We start from the raw sequence: 21,588 nt of genomic DNA on the forward strand, positions 1-21,588 counted from the left end.
CAGCGGCGGCGCTTATTCGCCCCCACATTTCAACAGTGAGCGGGCACTGCAGCGCACCCATGCAGACGTAGACCCTGCCGCCAATCGGCAGACCACGTGTCCTGCGGATTCACCTTGAACATGCGCCATCCACGGCCCGGCCTTGCGAGACGGCCCGCTTGACGCATGCTCAAAATGCGTAGATATAATGTTATAATGATATTTCATTTGATGGATAGCTTGCCTGAGCCTCATATGGCTTGAGCCGCCACGCACCGGGAGGAGAGAGGATGGATTTCCAGCTGACGCACGAGCAGAAGATGCTCCAGGAGTCGATCAAGAAGATGGTCGATCGGGATATCAATCCCATCCTCAGGGCCCATGATCCCGACAAGCCGCTCACGCGGGAAGCGACCAGACAGATACTGGATATCTGCCAGCCCTTTGGCTTCACCGGGCTGAGACTGCCGGAGGAGGCAGGCGGCGTGGGCGTCAACGCACTGACCTTCGGCCTGATGAAGGAGATGCTTCCGCCGGTTGTGTCGTTCATCTGCGGCGGGCAGGAGACGACCGCCGTCCGCATTTACTATGGCGGCACACCGGAACAGCGGGAGCGCTACATCCCTGCGATCCTCAAGGGCGACAAGCTCGGCAGCACTGGTTCGACGGAACCCAATTCCGGTTCAGACCCGCGTGCCATCCGCACCCGTGCGATCCGGGACGGCGACCATATGGTCATCAACGGCCAGAAGGTCTGGGCGTCGAATGCAGCCATCTGCGATTTCATGCTGGTGATCGCCAATGCGAGCGAAGATCCGAAGGGCCCGAGCAAGCTCATCCGTATCATTGCCGACAAGGAGGATGCGCCGTTCGTTACCCGCAAGACGCCGACGCTGGGCTTCAAGCAGGGCAATCTTGGCGAGGCATTCTTCGACAACTATCGTGCGCCCATCCGCAATGTTGTTGGCGGAGAGGACGACGCAAGCGCCCAGAAGGTGATGCACCAGACGTGGCTTGTCCAGCGCCCCATGATGGGCCTGCTTGCCGTCAACATGGCGCAGAAGGCGCTCGACTCCGCGGTTCAGTATTCCCGTGAGCGCGTGATGTTCGGGCGCAAGATCGGCGGCTTCCAGCTGGTGCAGCAGCTGCTGTCGGAAATCTCCACAGCGGTGACGACGAGCCGCCTGCTCTGCTACTATGCACTTGATTGCATCGACAAGGACATCAACGCCAACCAGCTGAGCGCAATGGCAAAACGTTACTCTATCGCCGCCTGCCAGAAGGCCATTTCACTGGCCATGGAGGTGCATGGCGCCATGGGCATCAGCACGGAACTCGGTCTGGAAGAGCTTTACCGGGACGTTCGCATGCTGCCGATTCCGGACGGCACCAACCAGATCCTCACACTGATCGAGGGCCGCGAACTGACCGGCATCTCGGCCATCCGCTAATAGGGGAAACGAATGGTCACGCCGGGTTATATTCCACCGCATCCCTCTCCTTCCAGGCCGAAGGCCCAGTTGCCGGCAGGCAGCTGCGACAGCCATTGCCACATCTTCGGCCCCGGAGACCGGTACCCTTACTCCCCGAAGTCGAGCTACATCCCGCCCGACGCACCTGCCGAGGCCCTGGAAGCGCTGCATGCCCATCTGGGCTTCGAGCGCGCCGTACTGGTGCAGGCGAGCTGCCACGGTACGGACAATTCGGCCATGGTCGACGCGCTGCGCACGCGCGATCATTGGAAGGGCATCGCTATTCTCAGTGGTCAGGAGACGGACGATCAGCTTGCCGAGATGAACGAGGTCGGCGTGCGCGGCGTGCGGTTCAATTTCGTGCCGCGTCTCAAGGCTGCCCAACCGTTAGACGAGTGCCGCGCCATCCTCGACCGCGTGAAGAAGTTCGGCTGGCACATGGTGGTCTATTTCGAGCCTGACGCACTCCCCGGCATAACGCCTTTCCTGAAGGAGGTCCCCGTTCCCGTGGCGATCGACCACATGGGTTTGATGCCTGTCGAGGAAGGCATCAACGGAGAATCTTTCGGGCGTCTGGCCGAGCTGCTTCAGGACGACAAGTTCTGGGTGAAGATCAGCGGAGCCGAGCGCCTGACACGCGCTGGTCCGCCCTACACAGACGTTGATGAGATCGCGCGTGAGCTGCTGCGCATCGCGCCGGACCGCACCCTGTTCGGCACAGACTGGCCGCATCCGAACATGACGACCCATTCACCCGATGATGGCCAGCTCGTGGACCGGCTGGTCAGCATCTGCGATCAGGCGCAGCTGCAGAAGGTGCTGATCGATAATCCGACAAGGCTCTACTTCCAGTAGGTCGGCTATTCGCTTTTCGACGGGACCACGAAGGCATTTGCCACATCGTCCAGCCGCTTCAGCTGGACGATGCCTGACAGCAGGTCGTGCGCCCGTGCCGCGCCGGATTGACCGAGCAAAGGCTCGCACAGCTCGCGAAACTTGGCCGTGACCGTCTCTTCCGTCGCCGAGTTCGCCATGTCGCCCTTGGCGCCGCCCGCCTCGCCGACGACACGGCGGCCGTCGGCAAGCTCGACCTCGACGGTCGTATGGTGCTCGGAAGGGTATTTCTTGTAGGCGGCGGTGAACTCATCGCTGGAGACCACCTCCACCTTCGACAGCACGCTGCGGATTACCGGATCGAACAGACGATCAGGCATGAACTGCGCCACGCCAGCCGTTCCATCCACGAGCGCAGCAGCCACCGCATAGGGAATGCTGTGGTCCGCACTTTCGCGCGTGGTCGGATTCCAGTGGATCGGAAGATGGCCAATGAACGAGCGCGCGGATTCGTAGGTGGTCACCGTCACCTTGGTGATTGTCTCCGGATCGCCAATTTCACGATAGGCCTTTTCGGCGGCGAGGATCGACGAGATGGCAGACGCGCAGGCGGCGCGGGGCTTGATCATCACGTCGTAGAGACGAAGCCTTCCGCCCTTTCGCGGATCGAGCGTCGACATGTCCAGCTCGCCCTTGGCGATCACCTTTGTCCAGCCCAGCTGGCCCACGAAAGGAAGGCTTGGGCCCTGCATCCCGCCCTTGGCGAGAAGTGCAGCAAATATGCCAGCGCGGCCAGCCTCGCCCGCTGCTGCCGCCTTCCACATGGTGAGCGTGTCTCGGCGGGACTGGTTGAGCGGATTGCTTGCCACGGTCACGATCGAAATGGCGTTAGCCAGTTCTTCAGGCGACAGCCGCAGAAGCTTTCCGGCACCGACGGCTACGGCAATGCCTGCGATTGCGGACTGGTCGAAACCGTTGATCCTTGCCCGATCCGCGATGTGCAGGAACACCTGGTAGGCCACGATGATCGCAGTCAGAAATTCCGCGCCCGATGCACCGGCATGTTCCGCAACGTTGAAGAGCGGCAGCAGAACATCGCTCGGATGGTTGCCGCCGCCGATAGGCGGGAAATAGACGTCGTTCTGCTCCGCCTCACGCGAAGTCGTGGCATTGAAGAAGGCTGCAAGATCCGGCTGCGCCTTGAGGCGCGTGCCGAGCAGCGATGCACCGGATGATACAGCGAGCCCCTGCACGACGCTCAGCGCCCTCTGGCTCGCTTCCGACTCGTATCCCGCCATGAAAGACGCGAAGGTATCGATGACATGGAGCGTGCAGCGCTCGATGTGGGCGTGGCCCAGATCATCGAAGCTGAAGCTCGTGGCGAACTCCACAAGTGCAGCCTGAACCTCATCGATCCGCGGATCTTCCTGCACCTGCATCAGCTCTCCCCCTGTCGTCTATCGCTGCTTGACCTGCACGCCACCGGCCAGCGCTTCCATATACTCGATCACCCGCAGGAGTTCGCGATCATAGCCGTTTTCGATCGCCTCGCGGAACACGCCGAGCGCTTCCTTGGCCATCCAGATAGGCGTCTGAAGCCCCTGCGACTCCTCGATGTAGAGGCTGAGGTCCTTGACGCCTGTCTCGATATGACCGCCGAAGGTCCGCGGCAGCACCCGTTGGGGGATCTTTTCAAGCGTCGCCGAATTGCGCCCGGTGCTGACATTGATGATGTCGAGCAGCTGTTTTGGATCAAGACCAGCCTTGGCGCCCAACACCATGCCTTCCAGGGCGGCGATCAAACCGGTCATGGACAGCATGTTGTTGATGATCTTGGCCGTTTGGGCGGGACCAGGATGGTCGGCAACGACGAAGAGATGGCTGGAATAGGCTTCCGCCACCGGCTTGAACCTGGCGATTGCATCATCCGCTCCAGCCAGGATGGTCGAAAGCGTGCCCTTCTGAGCGCCGGCCTGTCCGCCACTGATCGGGCCATCGATTGTCGCAATGCCGCGCTCCATCAGCCGGTCCGCGATATCGCGTATCGCTGCCGTCCCCACTGTGCCGGTTTCGACGTAGATCTGGATCGCCTCGCCCTCGATCAGCCCACCTGCTCCACAGGCGACATCTTGCGCCATCTCGATCGTAGGCAGGCAGGAGATGACGATCGTCGCCCTGTCGGCAAGGTCCTTTGCCGAAGACGCGATCTCCACGCCCGCTGCCCGGAACGGTGCGCATCTCTCTTCCGAAATGTCGTGGACGATGAGCGGAAAGCCGGCGTTGCGGATGCACTCCGCCATGCCAGCCCCCATCATGCCAAGCCCGATGAAGCCAATCCGCTCGCCATTCTCAGGCATGCTAGGCCGCCTTTTCCGGCAACACGAACTTCGGCAGCCGATAGCCGTCAGGATGCGTGGCGTAGGAAAGGGTCAGCTTCGTATCAAGCTTGAGCTTTCCGACATCCTCATTGTCGAAGTGCGTGATCAGGATCGGGCCCTCGTCAAGCTGCACGACAACAACGCTGTATGGAGCCGGATAGGCTTCCAGATACTGGCGATGGATCGTCGTCCAGGAAAGCACCTTTCCCTTGCCGGAGATTGCCTTCCACTCGGCCTGGATAGACAGGCAGTTGGGACAGCATGCGCCGGGCGGATAACGGTAGGTGGAGCAGGCGGAGCAGCATTGCATCCGCAGTTCGCCAGCCTGGGCGGATTCCCAGAAGGGCTCGTCAAACATGGAGAAATGGGTGGGTTGAGAAGCCATCAATCAACTCCATAGATGATCGAGAAGACCTTGCCGACAACGTCGGAAATATACTGGACGTTGCGGCAGTTCGGGACCTGGGTGGCAGCGTCGCCGCGGGCCTGACGGACCGCCTCGATTTGGTGATTCCAGCCCTGCATGTAGCTCTCGGAGAGGTGCCCGCCCGAGGTGTTGACCGGCATCCCGCCACCCGGACCGATGCCGGTCTCGGCGATATACCGGCAGCCTTCGCCGATCTCGCAGAAGCCAAAGCCTTCGAGCGCCACCGGAATATGCGGACTGAAGCTGTCGTAGATCTGCACGGCATCCATGTCGCGCGGGCCCATGCCGACCGCGTCGTAGACCTGCTTGGAAACGAGCGTGTGACCCGGATGGTAGAAGTCGAGGAGACGGGGCTTCAGCGTCGTTGACTGGTCGTGCATGTCGGCGCGACCGATGGCGCGGATGTGCACCGGGCGATCGGTGATGCGCTTGGCGCGCTCCTTCTCGGCGATGATCAGCGCCACGCCGCCATCGTTGATCAGGCAATAGTCGAAGATGTGCAGGGGCTCCGCGACATAGATCGAGGAGAGATAGTCGTCGATCGTGATCGGCTTGCGCATCACGGCATGGGGATTGCCGGAAGCCCATTGGCGCTGCGCCACCGCGACCTGGCCGAGATCGGCCTCCGTCGTGCCGTGAAGCTCCATGTAGCGCCGGTACATGAGCGCATAGAGCGCACCCTGCGACGTCAGCCCCCAAGGCTCATGATAAACGTAGGAGAGATTGCTGGCCGCACCGAGCGTTCCCGTGCCGCCATACTTGAACCCGGCAGAACGCTGATTAAAGCCCAGCACCAGAGCGACCACTTCGCAAAGACCGGCCTCGATCGCCATAACGGCGGTCAGCACCGACTGCATGGCATCTGACACGGACGCCCAGCGCGGATTGATGCCATAGAGCTCGGCCGCTCGTTCAACGGGCGTATAAGGCGCGGTGATCAGCCCGTCGACCTCGCTCTTGTCGATGCCGGCATCCTTCAGCGCGCGCTGAAGCGCGATCGCGCCGTATCCGTAGGCGTCCGTGGGACGGACGCCTGCCCGCACCGCCTTCTGGTCCTGCGGCCAGTCGGTGTTGCCGACGCCGACCACGGACGCAATGTTGTTTGCACTGCGGATGGAGCTCATCAGACGAAGGCCTCCAGCTTTTCCAGACGTTCCATTTCCTCGTCCGGAAGGCCAAGCCATTCGCGGAAGACTTCGTCATTGTGCTGCCCGAGCATGGGCGCCGAGCGGATCTGCGGCGGAGTGGCGGAAAGCTTGTAGGGCGCGGCGTTATAGACAACCGGGCCCATCTCCGGATGGTCGACGGTGACGAAAGCCTCGCGTGCCGCAATCTGCGGGTCGAGATCGACCAGATCGCGCGCATTCTGCACCAGGCCTGCGCGAACGCCGTTCTGCTGCAGGGCTGCGGCCAGTTCTCGGGCGTCCTGGTCGCGCGTCCACGCCTCCATGGCGGCGTTCAATGTGGCTACGTCAGCCAGACGCCCTTCCCGTGTCGCGAGCTTCGCATCCTTCGCCCAGGATTGATCCGAGGCATAAGAAGCAAGCCTCTGCCATTCGTCATCGGACTCGACGGCAAGCGCAAGCCATTCGTTGTTGGCAGCTGGATAAACGCCATAGGGAGCATGGACCGCGCTGCCGTTGCCGAGCGGCTTCGGGTTCTGCCGCGACAGGCTGTAGCCCAGGATGTCAGGACCCAGCAGGTTCATGGTCGATTCAAGCTGCGATACTTCGAGATATTGTCCGAGGCCCGTTCGCTCGCGATGGATCAGCGCTGCCATGATGGCCGACACGGCATGGCCCGGGTTTACGGAATGATCGGGGAAGTTGGTACCCGGTCCAACCAGCGTTCCATCCTCGTAGGTGGTGAGGCCGAAGATACCCGCCAGCACGTTCAGCGTGTGCCCGACGCCACTGAACTCAGCCTGCGGTCCGGCGCTGCCCTGAAGCGGCATGCTGATATAGATGAGGTCGGGGCGCATGGCCGCGAGTTGCTGATAGCCAAAGCCGAGCTTTTCCAGCACACCGGCGCGAAAATTGTTCGCGACGATGTCCACCGTCGGGATGATACGCTTCAGTGCCTCGGCCGCTTCCTTCTTCTTCAGGTTGATCGCGATGCTGCGCTTGCCCGAGTTGCGGTTAGTGAAATAGGCGCTGCGGTTGACGCCTTTGACGCCGCCGGCATAGGGACCCATCGTCCTCGGGAAGTCATAGTGGGTGCTCGTTTCCACCTTGATCACCTCGGCGCCATTGTCGGCAAGAAGCTTCGTCGCAAAGGGGCCAGCGCCACCAATGGTAAAATCGAGGACACGGATGCCTTCAAGCGCCAGCTTGCCGGGGCGCTTTTCAATGTTGCTCGAACTGCTCATGCCAGTACCTTCCCCTGCTCTGCGGCGGCCGTATTCGTTTCAACCAGACCTGATGGATCGCTAACCTCAACGACCGGTAGCGGATCGCGCCGCGGCGTCTCGGACATGCGGAAGGCTGGGCCCGGCCAGCTGATCGTGCGTTCTTCGTCAAAGCGCTGTTCGGTAAACCAGTTCAGGTATTTGAGCTGGGTGTTGTCGAAGAGGTCACCGATCTCGCACTTCGGTGCGGAGAGAATGCCGCGCTGCTGCAGCTGTGCGTAAAGCTGCTGCTTGTTGAAGCGCTGGGTGAACTGGCTGATGATCTCGAACGAGCGAGCACGGGCCTCGGCGCTGCGGCGGAACCTGTTTTCCGTCCACTTCTCCTCGGCGAGCTCATCGGCTCCGGAGATCCCTTCCGCACGCAGCCAGGCGACGAGATTGCGCCAGCTGCTGGCGATCATGCCGGAGGTAGCAAAGATGAAGACTTCGCCGTCCTTGCAGGGGTACATACCGACGCCCGCTTCCGACGCACGCGGCTGGCGGGAGCGGACGTCGCCTTCAGCGGTATAGGCTTGGATCGCGCTTTCAAGTGTGTGCGCGATGCACTCATGCACGGAGACATCTACGAACTGGCCATCGCCCGTTCGCACCTTGTGCCAGTAGGCAACCAGCGTTCCCGATACGGCATGCAGGCCTGCGATGTAGCAGGTCTGCTCGCCATGCAGCTTGAGCGGCGCGCGCTCGGGAAGCCCGGTCAGCGTCATCAGGCCGCCCATCGCCTGGCTGATCAGATCGTTTGCCTTCCAGTTGGCGTAAGGCCCGCTGGAGCCGAAAGGCGTCACCGACGTCCAGATCAGACCCGGCTTTTCTTGTCTGAACGTTTCAGGGGCGAGACCCAGCCCAGCCAGGTAACCGGGTTCCGCGCTTTCAAAGACGATGTCTGCGGAGCGGACAAGTGCTGCAAAAAGCTTGCGGCCGCTTTCCTGCTCCAGATCGACCGTGACCACACGCTTGTTGGCGTTCATGAAGCAATAGAACATGCTCTCGCCGGACTTCGGATCGAACGGCGGCATGGAACGCATCTTGTCGCCACGGAGCGACTCGATGCGCACCACATCCGCACCGAGGTCGGCCAGGACCTTGGCCCCGTAGACGCAGCTTTCATCGCTCATGTCGATGACGCGAACGCCCTGCAAGGCTCCCGGCGTTATTGAGGGTGAAACGGGCATATTGAGATCTCCAAGGTCAGGGCGTTAGCAATGAAGGGAGAGCTTGGGCGCCACCGCGCCAACGCAGCCACCGCCCGTGCAAAGCGAGGCAACAGCCCTCGGTGCTCGAGTCCCGATAGTGCGACTGGTCACGGCGGCGCGAGGCCGCAAGTATACTGCTGGCATATTCCCTCCCGAGCCGAGAGCCCCGCGTCCTACCCACGAGCCAACCGGCCTTCATTTTCTATATCATTATAATGTTATACCGATTGGTGTCAACGCGGCTGAATGGGCTTCTCGCAATCGGTGGAAAGTTGGGGTGTTGAGGTGGCGGCAAGAGCGGTGAGAAACGGCAAAACCTGCACACGCGCCCAGACAGGCTCGTGCATCGACAAGCTTACTATGCGAGCTTTCAGCCCGTCATTCTGACGCGGCTTCCAGTATAACTGGAGCTTTAGATCATCTCAGTGTTTCACAGGAACGCTGAGATGATCCAAGCCTTTGTTTTAGCGCAATTCCGGACGGAAAACCGGTTCCCACTTTTCCTGGAATTGCTTTAGGCCCTGCGGAAGCGGGGTTCAGGCAGCCCCCGTCCTGCCCCCGGCAGCGCCAAGGTAACGCCGGCCAACGGCTGCGCCTGAAGCTCTTCTTCCGAGAGCCCGAAGGGCATGCTCGTTACATAGAGCGTGTCGAGTTCAGCACCGCCGAAACACAGGCTCGAAGGCCTGCTCACGGGCAGTGAAATCGAGCGGATTTCCTTGCCCTGCGGATCGATCACGGCAATGCGGCTTCCACCCAGCATCGCCGCCCAGACATTTCCTTCCGCATCGACGGTGCAGCCGTCCGGCCGTTCACGCCTCCCAGCATAATCTGCAAAGACGCGGCGGTTCGAAATCTCGCCGCGCTCCAGATCATAGTCGTAGGCGTAAATGAGAGCCGGACGGGAGTCCGTGTGATACATGATGCGATTGTCAGGGCTGAAGGCCAAGCCGTTCGCCACGACATAGCCATCGGCCATTGAGTGGACCGAAAGGTCCGGATCGACGCGGTAGAGCCCGCCAACCGGCTCTCGCAACGCCTTGTGCATGGTGCCGACCCAGAAGCGCCCTGCCCTGTCGCAGGCCCCGTCGTTGAACCGAGCGCTGGAAAAGTCGATCCCCTTGACGTCGACCGAAGTCTGCTCGCCTGTTTCGAGGTCGACAAGGCAAAGCTCAGTTCGATAGGCGACCAGGAGCTGATTGTCGCGAATGAAGGCATAGGATCCCGGCTGACCCGGGAGCAACAGTTCCCGAACCTCCCCCGTCCTGGGCGTGTGAAGGAACAGCTTGCGCTGATCGCAATCAACCCAGGCAAGGCGCTGGGATTGAACATCCCAGACTGGCCCCTCGCCCACAGCGCATTTGGGGCCAAGCGGTTCGCAAGTGAAATTTTCGGGCTGCATGCTCGACTCCTCCAGAAAGGCTCAAATTGAAACAAGCTGAGGCGACCGGTAGGAAATCGGCTCTTGATGACCGCGCTGCTCAGCGCGGTCGGTCGATCATAAGATGCAGAGCGGGACCAAGGCAAGGCGCTCGGTGCAACAATGCGCCACGCAATTTTGAACGCTCCCCTTGTACACGTGCAGGCTGGTTCGGTACCTATGGATTCGACAATTGCGAGCAGCGCGTATGGGAGGAAAAATGGCTGAAGACAAAGTGGCGATCGTGACGGCTGCCGGCAGCGGCATGGGTGCAGCAGCAGCTCGCCGCCTTGCGGCCGACGGTTTCAAGGTGGCTCTGCTGTCGTCATCCGGCAAGGGCGAGGCACTGGCACAGGAGCTTGGCGGGATAGGCATCACCGGCTCGAACCAGTCGCCGGAAGACCTGAAGCGGCTGGTCGATGCGACGGTGGACAGGTGGGGGCGGATCGATGCACTGGTGAACAGCGCGGGTCATGGTCCTCGCAAGCAGCTCCTGGAGATCACCGACGAAGACTGGCACACCGGCTTTGACGTCTACTTCCTCAACGTCGTACGGCCGACGAGACTGGTGACGCCGATCATGCAGAAGCAGAAGTCGGGCGTCATCGTGAACATCTCGACCGCCTGGGCCTTCGAACCCTCGGCCATGTTCCCGACCTCGGCGGTTGCGCGTGCGGGACTTGCCTCCTTCACCAAGCTCTTCGCCGACACTTATGCAGCCGACAACATCCGGATGAACAACGTTCTGCCGGGATGGATCGACAGTCTCCCAGCCCTCGAAGAACGTCGGGAAGCCGTGCCCATGAAGCGCTAAGGCACCGCTGCCGAGATTGCCGCGACCGTGGCTTTCCTGGTCTCGGACGGTGCGGGCTACATCACCAGACAGAACATCCGCGTCGACGGAGGCATGATGCGATCAGTCTGAGGTGTTTGATGCCGGAGCTGAGAGCTCCGGCCATGCCTATGCCACCGCAAACAATGCAGGATCTGCGACGAGAGCGGTGTCATCCAAGGACGCGCAGAGGGAAAGCTTCGTCACCGCGAGCGGAAGCTCGTGCCGGATGAAGTAGCGAGCCGCCACAACCTTGGCCTGGTAGAAGCTTCGGTCGGTTTCCGGAACGTCGCCATCGAGAGCCCGCTCGGCCAGGATGGACTGGCGAAGCCAGAACCAGCCGATCACCACGTGGCCGAAGGCATCCAGGAAGACCGTTGCGTTTGCCGACCGCAGCTTCACATCCTGGCAATCGATGAGCGTTTCAGCCGCGCGCTCGAGCTCTCCGAGCGCCGCCTGCATGCTGCCGACGAGCTCTGCGGTGCGGGGAAGAGTGCTCGCCTCCTCCACGGTCTGCTTCATCTTTGAAATCAGCAGATCGAGGGTTGCCCCGCGGTCACCGGCAACCTTGCGGTTGAGCAGGTCCATCCCCTGGATGCCGAAGGTTCCTTCGTGGATGTGGTTGAGGCGGTTGTCCCGGTAAAGCCGCTCGACGGGGTAATCCCGCGTGTAGCCATAGCCGCCCAGAACCTGGATCGCCCACTTGTTGGCTTCGAGACAATGTTCCGACGGCCAGGACTTGACCACGGGCGTGAGCAGCCCGAGCAGATTGCTGAGCTGCCTGCGCTTCTCGGCATCCGTCTCGATCCGAAGCTGGTCGATCAGCGTGGCGCAGTAGAAGCAGAGAGCCTGTGCACCTTCCACGGCAGCCTTCTGGGCAAGCAGCATGCGCCGAACGTCCGCGTGCTCCACGATTGCCACCTGCGGGCTCTGCGGATCGCGCTGGTCGATCGGCCGCCCCTGAGGGCGCGTTGCGGCATATTCGGCGGAAGCGAAGTATCCCGCCTGCGCCGCCATAACGGACGCATGGCCGACGCCAAGACGCGCCTCATTCATCATGTGGAACATGTACTCGATGCCACGGTGAGGCTCGCCGATCAGGTAGCCCAGCGTCTCGCCACCCTCGCCGAAATTCAGCAGGCAATTGGTGGTCGCGCGCTGACCCATCTTGTGGTTGAGCCCCGCGAGCTGGACATGGTTCAGCTCGCCCAGGTTACCGTCCTGATCGACCCGACGCTTCGGAACCAGAAACAGGGAAATGCCCTTGGTGCCCGCAGGACCGCCCGGAATTTTCGCCAGCACCATATGCACGATGTTGTCGGTCAGCTCGTGATCGCCGCCGGAGATCCACATCTTGCTGCCGCGGATGCTGTAGATGCCATCGCCCACTTCCGTGGCAGTGGTGCGGATGTCCGCAAGCGAGGAGCCTGCCTGCGGCTCAGATAGGCACATGGTTCCAAACCAGGATCCCGCCAGCATCTGCGCCAGAAAGCGGCGCTTCAGGTCCTCGGTCCCGAACGCATTCAGAAGATTTGCTGCCGCGATCGTCAGAAAAGCGTAGTTGGTGACGCCGACATTGGCGCATGTAAACATGCCCGAAATGGCGGTATACAGAAACCACGGAGCCTGCAGACCGCCTGCATCCTCATCAAAGGTCAACGCGAAGAATCCGGCATCGGCGAAGGCCTGAAGCGCTGTCTTCGTTTCCTCCGGAACGATGGCCCTGCCATCGACGAATGCCGGCTCCTCCTTGTCGACGAGTGCAGCAATCGGCAGGAAAATATCCTCTGCAATGCTTTCCGCAGTGTCCAGGAATTGCTTGACGGACTCTCTGTCGTAGGCGGCGAAGCGTTCGGAGAAGAGCAGCTTCTCCACATCGAACATTTCATACAGGAGAAAATCCAGCTCCCTACGATTGACAACCCGCATGACCAATTCCCTTATATTCTTGTGCTCGAAGTCAGTCGGCAGAACTTTTGTTTACCTGATATCTGCCTTCGTCTTACTCTTGCTTGTTCAACGCCGACGGTATTCATTGCTGTTTTTATCAACGAGGCCGTCCAGCACCGTGCATCCGCGAACCGCTTGCTCAGCCTGCCAGCTCCTCATCTGCCGCGACGGTACCGCCGGCTCTTGACAGGAACAGCTAACTAAGCGCTTGCTTACCTTGCCACTCGTACAGGAATTGTCAATGGAAACTTCGGAAACGACCGCAATATCTGATCTCTGGGAAATGCTGCAGCAGGGGCCGAGGCGGACGCTTGCCCAGGCAGCTGTTGATGAATTCGGCAAGCGCGGTTTCCACGCCACCACGACGCGGCACATTGCAGAGCGGATTGGGATGTCACCCGCCGCCCTTTATATCCACTACCCGTCCAAGGCTGATCTTCTTTTCACGATCGCGAAGATCGGTCACGAAGCAGTTCTCAATGAAAGCCTTGCCGCAGTTGAAGGCATTTCGGACCACCATGAACGGGTCCTGTCGTTCGTGCGAACCTTCACCGCCTGGCACGCGGTCAATCATCTGCTCGCCCGCGTCATCCAGTACGAACTGCATTCGCTGCAGCCTGATCATCTGAAGGAAATCGCCGCCATCCGCCGCCGCACCGCAGACTTTGCCGCGGAGGAGTTCCGGCATCTGGTAAGCGACACCTCCAAGCTCCGGATGCGGACGGTCGCCTGCCTTTCGCTCAGCATCGATGTGGCAAGATGGTATGTGCCCGGCAAGTCCCCTGCCCCGGAGGAACTCGGTGCAGAATACGCGCAGTTGGTCATCGCCATGCTTCGGAGTTAGACACGCTCTACTCTGAACTGCTCAAGTCTTTATTTTCTCGCGGTTCCGGACGGAAAACCGGTTTCCACTTTCCCTGGAACCGCTCTAAGCAGCGAAATACTGGCCGCCGTTGACGGAGAGCGTGGAGCCGGTGATGAAGCCTGCAGCATCCGACGCCAAGAAGGTGACGCAGCGGGCAATTTCCTCAGGCTCGCCCAGCCGTCCGACAGGGATTTCCTCGACGATCCTGCCGCGCACATGGTCCGGGATCGCCTTCACCATTTCAGTGCCGATATAGCCTGGGCAGATTGCATTGACGGTGATGCCGAACCGAGCGCCTTCCTGTGCCAGAGCCTTTGTGAGGCCCAGAACTCCGGCCTTCGCCGCAGAGTAGTTTGCCTGCCCGGCCTGGCCCTTCTGGCCATTGACGGACGAGATATTGACGATGCGGCCATAACGGCGCTCGCGCATGCCTAGCCATACGGGATGGGTCATGTTGAAGACGCCCGTGAGATTTGTCTGCAGAACATCACCCCAGGCCGACGGCGTCATCTTGTGGAACATCATGTCGCGCGTGATGCCGGCATTGTTCACGAGCACCGAGACGGGACCAAGTTCCGCTTCCACCTTTGCAACACCCGCAACGCAGGCTTCATAGTCATTGACCGACCAGCAAAAGGCGGAAAGGTCGTTCTTCTGTGCAAAGTCCTGGTGCTCTTCGGCCTGATCCACATGGGTCACAGCTACGCGATAGCCAGCGTCACGCAGTGCCAGCGCGACGGCTGCGCCAATGCCGCTCGTGCCGCCCGATACCAAAGCGACCTTGCTCATGTCCGACTCCTAAAAAAAACCCGTACGCCAATCCGCCTGCCGCCACCGCGGCATACCATTATAAACAGGTCAGGAAGGTTCCGCGATCCTGACGATGCTCTTGCCGAAGTTCTTTCCGCTCAGCATTCCGAGGAACGCCGGGACGATCTGCTCGAAACCATCATAGCGCTGGAAGACCTCGCGCACCTTTCCTTCCCGTAGCCACCCGGACATGACCTCCGTAAATTCGGGATGATTCTTGTGGAGGTCATAGACGATGAAGCCCCGGATCGTCAGTCGGCGGACAAGGATCCAGCGCAGATATTCTTCCATGGCCTTCGGATCGGAGTCGCTCTGGCCATTGTACTGAGAGATCAGCCCGCAGATCGCCACGCGGGCGAAGGTATTGAGACGCCTGGTGACAGCCGCCGCGATCTCGCCGCCGACATTGTCAAAGTAGACGTCAACGCCCTCAGGCGTGGCTTCCGTCAGCTGCTGCTCGAAATCCGCGGCACGATAATCCACGCAGGCATCGAAGCCGAACTCCGAGACGACGCGCGCGCACTTTTCCGACCCGCCGGCGATGCCGACGACGCGACAACCCACCTGGCGCGCAACCTGTCCGACGAGCAGACCAACAGCTCCAGCGGCAGCGGAGACAACCACCGTTTCTCCCTCTTTCGGCTGGCCGACACTCAGAAGCCCGCCATAGGCGGTGAAGCCGGTCATGCCCAAGGCTCCGAGCCAGCTCACGGGATTGGCGAGGGCCGGATCGACACGTTCGGCGTGACGAGCCTTGACGATCTCATATTCCTGCCAGCCGCCCTGGATGGCCACCAGATCGCCAGCCTTGAATTCGGGTGCGGCGCTCTCCACGACCTGAGCGACCGAACGCCCCGGGATCGTCTCGCCAAATTCGAGTGGAGGTGTGTAGCTCTCACGATCGTACATCTTGAGACGGAGATAGGGATCGACAGAAACCATCAGGTTCCGGCAAAGGATCTGGCCGCTTTCCAGCGCGGTAACGGGAACTTCCCTGATGAAGAAGGTCTCGGCTGTCGGCTCACCGTCCGGCCGGGCTGCGAATGCGACCTGCCGGTTCAAGAGATTGGATGTCATGGAATTTCCCTCGCCTTGGTGGATTGAGGAAGGAACGCCGGCGCGTCATTGCGCCAACTGCCTTGTGCGATGCCTAGTCTCTCACGGCTCGAAGTCGCCGGTGCTCGCGTCTCCGGCATTGCCGAAGGACGTCCACCCTCCATCCACATAGAGGATCGAGCCGCTGATGTAAGAGGCGGCGGGAGAAGCGACGAAATACACCGCGTTCGCTATGTCCTGCGGCTTGCCCATGTCGCCCATCGGAATGCGACGGCAGATGGCGCCCGTATCGATGCGGTTGTTGCGCTCCAGATCCTCGACGCCCGGCGTGCGGATGTAACCCGGCGCGACCGTGACCACGCGCTTGCCCTGCGGGCCGAGCTCGGCGGCAAGGCAACGCGTCAGGATATCGATGGCGGCCTTTGAAGCACCATAAGCATGGCGCGGCGCAAAGGGGAGGAACGTGTTGATCGATCCAAGATTGACGATCACGCCGGCGCCGTCCGGCATCAATGCCAGGGTCTGCTTCACGCAGTTGAAGGCCCCGGTCACGTTGACTTCCATCACCCTGGCCAGGTCTTCGAAGGTTTGTTCAACGGCGGGCTTGAAGACGTCAGCGATGGCGGCGTCGTTTACCAGCACATCGACGTGACCGTACCGCTGTTTGATCTGCTCGAATGCTGCGGATACGGCTTCGTCATCGGTGATGTCGAGCGCAATGCCGAGGCTGTCGGGACCGAGTTCGGCTGCAGCCTCCTCCGCGCCTTCGCGATCGAGCACGACAACCTTGTCGCCCTGGCTCGCAAACTGACGAACGATGGCTGCGCCTATGCCACGACCGCCACCGGTGACAACGACGACACGGCCGCTCTCGGTTGCAGCAGGCGCTTCAAGCTCTGCCGCTGGAATTCCGATCACTTCCGGATGTGCATGTCCCGGCTGGTTGAATGCCGCCCAGGCGCCATCGACAGCAAGGCAGGAGCCGGTGACGTAACGGGCCTCCGGAGAGGACAGAAAGCCGATGGCGGATGCGATTTCATCCGGACGGCCAATGCGTCCGACGGGGATGCGACGGCGGGTGATCGACATGTCCACCTTGCCGCTCGACTCAAGCTCAGCCACCATCGGCGTGCGTACATAGCCAGGTGCGACGGCGGTGACGCGGATACCCTTCGACGCCCACTCTGCCGCCAGCGATTTTGTCATCGAGATCACGGCAGCCTTGGAGGCCGCATAGGCATTGCGCGTAGGATTACCGAGCACGCCTGCCTGCGAGGCCGTATTGACGATTGCACCACCCTTCTGCATGCGCTTTGCTGCTTCGCGCGCCATTACGAATGCGCCGTAAAAATTCACCTGCATTGTCAGGCGGAACTGTGCGAGGTCGGTGTTGACCGTCGTTGCCATCGTTGGTCCGACCGCAGCGTTATTGGCAAGGATGTCAACTCGGCCGACCTCCCGGTCGATACGCTCGTACATGGCAACGATCTCACCCTCGTTGCCGAGATTGCACTCGTGCCAGAGGTGCCCCTCTCCGAAACGGGCAACGATGGCCGCTAGGTCACTGCCTGGAAGGTCCACCGCGAAGAGGCGGTGGCCACGGCGAGCAAACTCCGCCAGCAATGCCTGGCCGATACCGCCCGCAGCACCTGTTACGATTGCAAGTTTACGCTGATCCATTGGATCCTCCCGGATTTTGGTGCGAAGAGTGCCGGCGTCAATGAAACGCCTGCCACTCCAGCATCTCGGTCTTTGTTATTGCGGCCGGAAAATGCGCCTCTTCTTCCACGATACTTAGAAATCTGTATCCAGACGTCTGAGTAACCCATCGCGATAGAGCAGACTTTCCCGGTCCGACGTCATGATCGAGCGGACGCGCACGATAAACAGAACGTTTGCGCCGCTTTCCAGCGTATCCAGCACACTGCAGTCCATCGAAACCACTGAGTTCGAGAGCACCGGCGAGCCGGTTTCCTGGCGTTGCCAGAGCCCCTTTCGCTCGAACGGTCGCGCGGACGTAAGGTTCGGGTCCAGCAACTCGCGGACGATCTCATGCTGATCCTCCGAAACATAGTTGACGGAAAGACAGCCGGCGCTTCGAAGCTTCTGCGTGATCGGCGCCGTCGCATTCAGGCTGATGACCAGCGTCGGCGGTTCAGCGGAAGCGACAGCAATCGCCGAGGACGTCAGTGTCTGGCCGAAGCTCTTCCCTTCGCTCGCCGAGGCAATGATGATCACGGCAGAAGTAATCTTCTGAAGCGCAGCCCGGAATTCCGCGCTGGCTACGTCTCGATGATCATTTTCGCTCGGGTGTTCAGCAATCTGATCCAACAGGCCTTCCTCTCAATCTCGGCCAAATTGCCATACGCTCCCATAGCGGAGACGATCGACAGCAATCTTGAACTCTTACTTGGTTCCTATCCGATACACGGGATCGTGCGGATAAGCACAGCCAATTGGAGAGCGCGGGCCGAAGCGGGTAACTTCATCCTCCGCAGGAGCCTCTCCCGGGGCAACCCAATCGTATACGACGACGCGATCCAGTACACGCCACTCCTCGCCACGCTTCTCGAACAGGTCGCAATAGCGTCCGGCAAGGTAAACCTGCGTCTGGCCTGCTCTCTGATGCGCAGAGAAATAGGTTTCCACTGCGGCGCGGGTTTCACTTTGAAACTCGATCAGAATATTGCTGACCTGATGGATATTGCGCGGGTTCGTCTTGAAGACTTCAACGCACTTGGAAATGAACGTCTCAACTGGTCCATCCGCCATCGCACCGTGACGATCGGTTGCATCGGGCCAGTATGAGGCTCTCAGGGAAGCCTCATCGCACCGGTCCACACCGCGACAGTAGGTATAAATACAGTCGCGGATAGCCTCACGGTCGAGCAGTTCAGTCAAACGGTCAGGATTGCGAAATCCTTTCATCTCACACCTCCTTGCGCGGAATGATAAGTGCGTCGAGCACCTTCACGCCCTGCCCCTTCGGCATCACGCGAACCGGGTTCAGGTCAATGCCCTCGATTTCTTCAGCGTGCGCCGCTGCAAAGCGAGACAGCTTCGACAGGAGCTCGGCGAGCGCGTTGACGTCGGAAGGTTCCGCACCGCGCACGCCTTCCAGCATCGAGTAACCGCGGATCTCACGGATCATGCGGTGCGCCTCATCCACATCAAAGGGCGCAGCACGGAAGGTCACGTCCTTCAGCACTTCGACGAACACGCCGCCCAGACCGAACATGACCACTGGTCCGAGCACCGGATCGCGTGACACACCCGCAATGGTCTCGACCCCCTGCCCGATCATGGGCGTTACCACGATGCCTTCGATCCGCGCGCCGGGAACCTTGTCCTGCGCACGCGCCAGGATGCCGGCGGCAGCCTCACGCGCCTCATCCTCGGAGCGAACGTTGACGACAACGCCACCGACTTCCGTCTTGTGCGCAATATCCGGCGACGAAATCTTGAGAACGACAGGGAAACCGACCCGCGCAGCGGCAGCGCCAACATCTCCATCAGGTGCGACGAGTTCCTCATGCGGAAACTCGATGCCCGCATGCGACAGCAGCTTCTTGGCGGCATGCTCGCTCACCTCTTCGCGCGGAATGGCGATCTTCTGCATGGGCTCAAGCGCCTTGCGCACCTTGGCCTGTTCGAAGCTCTCGCGGAACTGGTTGAGGGCGCCAATAGCCTTCATCAGCGCCGAGCCATCCTCATGGACGATGAAGCCGCGGTCCTCGAACTGCTTCTCCACCTCGCGTGGCACCGACATGGTGGCAGCCTTGACGAGATCCTTCGCGCCAGCGGTCGCAGCATCGAGCGCCTCGATAAGACGCGGTCCGTAGGTTTTCGAGTTCGGGCCGCTCTGCAGAACGGCCGAAAAGATGTCATAGCCGCCGCGCTCGATCATGGAGCGCATGTACTGGGTCATGAGCGGCAGATCGGTGACGGCCTGAGCCGTCGCATCAACCGGGTTCTTGGGCGACGCATAAGGAAGAAGTGCCTTCAGCTCCGCCTGAACGTCGGCTGGCATGGGTGCAACCTTCAGGCCATTCTCCTCGGCGTCATCCGCCATCTGGATGCCGAAGCCGCCCGAGAACGTGAAGATGCCGATCTTGTTGCCCTTGGGGTAAATCCCGAACGAGGCGGCATAGGCGATGTCGAGCTGCTCTGCAGTGGTACGGGCGCGGTATGCGCCATACTGGCGGAGCACCGCATCAAAGACCGCGTCCGACCCTGCAAGGGCGGCCGTGTGCGAGGCGGCAGCTTCCGCGCCGACCGAGGAGCGGCCTGTCTTCATGAAGACGATCGCCTTGCCGAGCTTGCGGGCGGTGTCGAGTGCCTCAATGAAGCTGTCGCGGTTGCGCACGCCCTCGGCGTAGGCCATCACCACACGTGTTTCCGGCTGCTGCACGACGTATTTCAGTGCTTCGGCAATGTCGATGTCGCATTCGTTGCCCGACGTCAGCCACTGGCTGATGCCCATGCCCCGATTGCGGGCAAGATCGGCAAGTGCCGCGCCGTATGCGCCGCTCTGGGAAACTATGGCGACCGGTCCGGGCTGGATGAATTCCTCGTCCAATACGACCGAGAAGGTGCCGTAGAACTTGGCAGAGGAGTTGAAGACGCCGAGGCAGTTTGGCCCGAGCAGGCGCATGCCTGCCGCACGGGCGATGGCGACCATCTCCTTCTGCGCAGCGGCACCCGCCTCATCGGCTTCCGCGAAACCGGCAGAAAACACGATTGCAGCCTTCACGCCTTTTTCGGCGCAGCTGCGGACCGCTTCGACAGTCGCCTTGGCAGGCACAGCGAGAAGCGCGATGTCCGGGCTTTCCGGCAGATCCGCGACCGATGCGTAGGCCTTGTATCCCTGAACTGTTTCGCGGTTCGGATTGACGGGATAGACCGTGCCCTCATAGCCCGCTTCATTCAGGTAGCGCAGGGGTCTGCCGCCGATGCGGGTGACATCTTCCGACGCCCCAATGATGGCGACGGACCGGGGTGAGAACAGGGCTGAAAAATGCTCAGACATCAAATGTTTCCTTGCTGATCCCCAAAACGGGTCTCGGGGATGCCGGTAACTCCAAGTCCTTCGATGGCGAACACATGGCCGCCTGCAGGATGGCGGGAGACAGCGCGTCCCGTGCCGGAATCCTTGATCGAGGTAACATAGAGGGTGGACATGTCGGGTCCGCCGAAGGCGAGACAGGATGGCATATCCGTGGGCGCATCGATGATGCGGTCGAGCTGGCCGTCCGGGGCATAGCGGCCGATCTTGCCGACCTGCACCAGTGCGACCCAGATATAGCCTTCAGAATCGACGGTCGCGCCGTCAGGACCGGAATTGTAGGGCTTGGTGTCCACATGGATGCGCGGCGCTTCCAGCCCACGCTCTTCGGGGCTGTAGCTATAAGCGCGCACCGCTCGGTCGAGGCTGTCGGCGAAGTAGAACGTCCCGCCATCCGGGCTGAAACAGATGGCATTGGTGATGCGCAGCCCGTTGGCGAGGATCTCGGTCTTTCCGGACGCGCTCACACGGTAGAGTTCACCGCGCGGATCTGCATTGACACCCATGGTTCCGCACAGGAAGCGTCCCTGGCGGTCGACCTTGCCATCGTTGAAGCGGACCAGCTTGTCGGGTTCGGCGAACCTGAAGAGCGTGCGCAGCTCGGATGTCTCGAGATCGAACTCGTAAATTCCATCCTGAAGGCCGGCAACCAGGCGGCGGCCCTGCGAAAGACCGACGGAGCCCACCATGGAGGGCAGCGTCCATTCCTGGAAGCGCTCGGCCCGCGTGTCGTAGCAATGGATCTTGCAGGCAACGCTGTCGACCCAATAGAGGCACTCGTGGAGGGAATCCCAGACCGGGCTTTCACCCAGAAGAGACGGTTGCGGCGAAATTCTCCGCGCGCTGAGCAGCATTGTTCACATCCTGTAGTCAAAGGAAGAGGTGGCGTAGCCATGATGGCTACGC

The 21,588-nt window shown here is 61.0% G+C and carries 18 protein-coding genes and 1 pseudogene; 4 read left to right on the plus strand and 15 right to left on the minus strand.

Annotation, left to right across the window (positions count from 1 at the left end; genetic code table 11):
* Positions 1 to 269 precede the first annotated feature (269 nt).
* On the plus strand, positions 270 to 1,430 hold the full coding sequence (locus IEX27_RS10270; RefSeq protein ID WP_188720955.1) for an acyl-CoA dehydrogenase family protein: 1,161 nt from the start codon (positions 270 to 272) through the stop codon (positions 1,428 to 1,430).
* Positions 1,431 to 1,442: 12 nt separating this feature from the next.
* Positions 1,443 to 2,306, plus strand: coding sequence for an amidohydrolase family protein (locus tag IEX27_RS10275; protein ID WP_188720956.1), 864 nt, complete (start codon positions 1,443 to 1,445; stop codon positions 2,304 to 2,306).
* A gap of 5 nt (positions 2,307 to 2,311) precedes the next feature.
* Here the strand turns inward: IEX27_RS10275 and IEX27_RS10280 are convergent, their stop codons facing one another.
* From IEX27_RS10280 to IEX27_RS10310, 7 genes are all read right to left on the minus strand, one after another.
* Positions 2,312 to 3,724, minus strand: coding sequence for an MmgE/PrpD family protein (locus IEX27_RS10280; RefSeq protein WP_188720957.1), 1,413 nt, complete (start codon positions 3,722 to 3,724; stop codon positions 2,312 to 2,314).
* A gap of 18 nt (positions 3,725 to 3,742) precedes the next feature.
* A complete protein-coding gene (locus IEX27_RS10285) occupies positions 3,743 to 4,642 on the minus strand; it encodes an NAD(P)-dependent oxidoreductase (protein ID WP_188720958.1) in 900 nt (299 codons plus the stop codon).
* A 1-nt stretch (position 4,643) separates the two neighbouring features.
* The gene (locus IEX27_RS10290; protein WP_188720959.1) at positions 4,644 to 5,048 is read right to left on the minus strand and encodes a Zn-ribbon domain-containing OB-fold protein; all 405 of its coding nucleotides are present in this window, start codon (positions 5,046 to 5,048) and stop codon (positions 4,644 to 4,646) included.
* Positions 5,048 to 6,214, minus strand: coding sequence for a thiolase family protein (locus IEX27_RS10295; protein WP_188720960.1), 1,167 nt, complete (start codon positions 6,212 to 6,214; stop codon positions 5,048 to 5,050). Before IEX27_RS10295 ends, IEX27_RS10290 begins: the two co-directional genes overlap by 1 nt.
* Positions 6,214 to 7,458, minus strand: a complete 1,245-nt coding sequence (locus IEX27_RS10300) for a CaiB/BaiF CoA transferase family protein (protein ID WP_188720961.1) — start codon at positions 7,456 to 7,458, stop codon at positions 6,214 to 6,216. Before IEX27_RS10300 ends, IEX27_RS10295 begins: the two co-directional genes overlap by 1 nt.
* Positions 7,455 to 8,666, minus strand: a complete 1,212-nt coding sequence (locus IEX27_RS10305; RefSeq protein ID WP_188720962.1) for a CaiB/BaiF CoA transferase family protein — start codon at positions 8,664 to 8,666, stop codon at positions 7,455 to 7,457. Before IEX27_RS10305 ends, IEX27_RS10300 begins: the two co-directional genes overlap by 4 nt.
* A gap of 535 nt (positions 8,667 to 9,201) precedes the next feature.
* Entirely contained in the window at positions 9,202 to 10,086 is an 885-nt protein-coding gene (locus IEX27_RS10310; RefSeq protein WP_188720963.1) for an SMP-30/gluconolactonase/LRE family protein, read from the minus strand.
* 238 nt (positions 10,087 to 10,324) lie between these two features.
* Between IEX27_RS10310 and IEX27_RS10315 the strand changes: the two are divergent.
* Positions 10,325 to 11,029: pseudogene (locus tag IEX27_RS10315) on the plus strand (SDR family oxidoreductase).
* Positions 11,030 to 11,065: 36 nt separating this feature from the next.
* Here the strand turns inward: IEX27_RS10315 and IEX27_RS10320 are convergent.
* Positions 11,066 to 12,865, minus strand: coding sequence for an acyl-CoA dehydrogenase (locus tag IEX27_RS10320; RefSeq protein WP_188720964.1), 1,800 nt, complete (start codon positions 12,863 to 12,865; stop codon positions 11,066 to 11,068).
* Positions 12,866 to 13,127: 262 nt separating this feature from the next.
* Between IEX27_RS10320 and IEX27_RS10325 the strand changes: the two genes are divergently transcribed.
* Positions 13,128 to 13,730: a TetR/AcrR family transcriptional regulator gene (locus IEX27_RS10325; protein ID WP_188720965.1), complete on the plus strand. Its 603-nt coding sequence runs from the start codon at positions 13,128 to 13,130 to the stop codon at positions 13,728 to 13,730.
* An 84-nt stretch (positions 13,731 to 13,814) separates the two neighbouring features.
* Here IEX27_RS10325 and phbB read toward each other — a convergent pair whose 3' ends face one another.
* The 7 genes from phbB to IEX27_RS10360 all read right to left on the minus strand — a co-directional run bounded on the left by phbB (position 13,815) and on the right by IEX27_RS10360 (position 21,536).
* Positions 13,815 to 14,540 (minus strand): acetoacetyl-CoA reductase, encoded by a 726-nt coding sequence (gene phbB, locus IEX27_RS10330; protein WP_188720966.1) that lies wholly within the window; start codon positions 14,538 to 14,540, stop codon positions 13,815 to 13,817.
* Positions 14,541 to 14,609: 69 nt separating this feature from the next.
* Complete coding sequence (locus tag IEX27_RS10335) at positions 14,610 to 15,638, minus strand: NADP-dependent oxidoreductase (protein WP_188720967.1); 1,029 nt, start codon at positions 15,636 to 15,638, stop codon at positions 14,610 to 14,612.
* Positions 15,639 to 15,719: 81 nt separating this feature from the next.
* The gene (locus IEX27_RS10340) at positions 15,720 to 17,297 is read right to left on the minus strand and encodes an SDR family oxidoreductase (RefSeq protein ID WP_188720968.1); all 1,578 of its coding nucleotides are present in this window, start codon (positions 17,295 to 17,297) and stop codon (positions 15,720 to 15,722) included.
* A 114-nt stretch (positions 17,298 to 17,411) separates the two neighbouring features.
* Positions 17,412 to 17,948 carry a flavin reductase family protein gene (locus IEX27_RS10345; protein WP_188720969.1) on the minus strand — a complete coding sequence of 179 codons (537 nt, stop codon included), beginning with the start codon at positions 17,946 to 17,948 and terminating at the stop codon, positions 17,412 to 17,414.
* 75 nt (positions 17,949 to 18,023) lie between these two features.
* Positions 18,024 to 18,545, minus strand: a complete 522-nt coding sequence (locus IEX27_RS10350; RefSeq protein ID WP_188720970.1) for a nuclear transport factor 2 family protein — start codon at positions 18,543 to 18,545, stop codon at positions 18,024 to 18,026.
* Position 18,546: 1 nt separating this feature from the next.
* Positions 18,547 to 20,646, minus strand: coding sequence for an acetate--CoA ligase family protein (locus IEX27_RS10355; protein WP_188720971.1), 2,100 nt, complete (start codon positions 20,644 to 20,646; stop codon positions 18,547 to 18,549).
* Positions 20,646 to 21,536: an SMP-30/gluconolactonase/LRE family protein gene (locus IEX27_RS10360; RefSeq protein ID WP_188720972.1), complete on the minus strand. Its 891-nt coding sequence runs from the start codon at positions 21,534 to 21,536 to the stop codon at positions 20,646 to 20,648. The genes IEX27_RS10355 and IEX27_RS10360 overlap by 1 nt, the downstream gene beginning before the upstream one ends.
* Positions 21,537 to 21,588: the final 52 nt, after the last annotated feature.

The sequence above is a fragment of the Nitratireductor aestuarii genome (assembly GCF_014641695.1).
In the GTDB taxonomy this organism is placed as follows: domain Bacteria; phylum Pseudomonadota; class Alphaproteobacteria; order Rhizobiales; family Rhizobiaceae; genus Chelativorans; species Chelativorans aestuarii.

What these genes read in the sequence shown, in the direction of transcription:
- IEX27_RS10280 (WP_188720957.1), bottom strand. Translation starts at nt 3,724, where the DNA reads ATGCAGGTGCAGGAAGATCCGCGGATCGATGAGGTTCAGGCTGCACTT.
- IEX27_RS10350 (WP_188720970.1), bottom strand. Translation starts at nt 18,545, where the DNA reads ATGAAAGGATTTCGCAATCCTGACCGTTTGACTGAACTGCTCGACCGT.
- IEX27_RS10290 (WP_188720959.1), bottom strand. Translation starts at nt 5,048, where the DNA reads ATGGCTTCTCAACCCACCCATTTCTCCATGTTTGACGAGCCCTTCTGG.
- IEX27_RS10270 (WP_188720955.1), top strand. Translation starts at nt 270, where the DNA reads ATGGATTTCCAGCTGACGCACGAGCAGAAGATGCTCCAGGAGTCGATC.
- IEX27_RS10320 (WP_188720964.1), bottom strand. Translation starts at nt 12,865, where the DNA reads ATGCGGGTTGTCAATCGTAGGGAGCTGGATTTTCTCCTGTATGAAATG.
- IEX27_RS10285 (WP_188720958.1), bottom strand. Translation starts at nt 4,642, where the DNA reads ATGCCTGAGAATGGCGAGCGGATTGGCTTCATCGGGCTTGGCATGATG.
- IEX27_RS10300 (WP_188720961.1), bottom strand. Translation starts at nt 7,458, where the DNA reads ATGAGCAGTTCGAGCAACATTGAAAAGCGCCCCGGCAAGCTGGCGCTT.
- IEX27_RS10355 (WP_188720971.1), bottom strand. Translation starts at nt 20,646, where the DNA reads ATGTCTGAGCATTTTTCAGCCCTGTTCTCACCCCGGTCCGTCGCCATC.
- phbB (WP_188720966.1), bottom strand. Translation starts at nt 14,540, where the DNA reads ATGAGCAAGGTCGCTTTGGTATCGGGCGGCACGAGCGGCATTGGCGCA.
- IEX27_RS10335 (WP_188720967.1), bottom strand. Translation starts at nt 15,638, where the DNA reads ATGACATCCAATCTCTTGAACCGGCAGGTCGCATTCGCAGCCCGGCCG.
- IEX27_RS10360 (WP_188720972.1), bottom strand. Translation starts at nt 21,536, where the DNA reads ATGCTGCTCAGCGCGCGGAGAATTTCGCCGCAACCGTCTCTTCTGGGT.
- IEX27_RS10275 (WP_188720956.1), top strand. Translation starts at nt 1,443, where the DNA reads ATGGTCACGCCGGGTTATATTCCACCGCATCCCTCTCCTTCCAGGCCG.
- IEX27_RS10325 (WP_188720965.1), top strand. Translation starts at nt 13,128, where the DNA reads ATGGAAACTTCGGAAACGACCGCAATATCTGATCTCTGGGAAATGCTG.
- IEX27_RS10305 (WP_188720962.1), bottom strand. Translation starts at nt 8,666, where the DNA reads ATGCCCGTTTCACCCTCAATAACGCCGGGAGCCTTGCAGGGCGTTCGC.
- IEX27_RS10340 (WP_188720968.1), bottom strand. Translation starts at nt 17,297, where the DNA reads ATGGATCAGCGTAAACTTGCAATCGTAACAGGTGCTGCGGGCGGTATC.
- IEX27_RS10295 (WP_188720960.1), bottom strand. Translation starts at nt 6,214, where the DNA reads ATGAGCTCCATCCGCAGTGCAAACAACATTGCGTCCGTGGTCGGCGTC.
- IEX27_RS10310 (WP_188720963.1), bottom strand. Translation starts at nt 10,086, where the DNA reads ATGCAGCCCGAAAATTTCACTTGCGAACCGCTTGGCCCCAAATGCGCT.